This window comes from Variovorax sp. P2_H12 (assembly GCF_056403395.1).
Genome location: NZ_JBFUFO010000299.1, coordinates 1 through 376 on the forward strand (window position 1 = coordinate 1; position 376 = coordinate 376).

1 protein-coding gene is annotated in these 376 nt (G+C 73.1%); it reads right to left on the reverse strand.

Features of this window, described 5'->3' with window-relative positions:
• Positions 1-318 (reverse strand): isocitrate lyase/phosphoenolpyruvate mutase family protein (locus AC1DYK_RS36215; RefSeq protein WP_478170659.1); only part of this gene is annotated, 318 nt, incomplete at its 3' end.
• Positions 319-376 lie beyond the last annotated feature (58 nt).

A 376-nucleotide genomic window follows, 5' to 3' on the forward strand; every position in this document is an offset into this window, starting at 1 on the left:
CGCCGCCAGTTCACGGGCCAGCTCGGCCACCTCGGCCGGGTCGTCGCTGAACCCGCCCTCGGCGTCCACCGAGAGCAGGTACGGCCCGGCACCCAGTCGCCGGGCCAGAAGCACGGTCTCCGCGCGGGTCGCTCCCGTACCGTCGGGCAGTCCGGCCGCCGCGGCCACCGCGAGGCTTGTGGTGCCGATGGCGGGGAAGCCCTGCTCGCTCAGGGCCGTCGCCGAGGCGTGGTCCCAGGCGTTGGGGAGCAGCAACGGTGACGCGGTCGTCGCACGGTGCAGGGAAGTGAACGCCGTGAAGGCGGCGAAGTCGGTCATGGTGTCGTGGTCCGTTCGGCGCGCTCGGGCAAGCTGTCGGGTGTGAGGTCTCCTACGG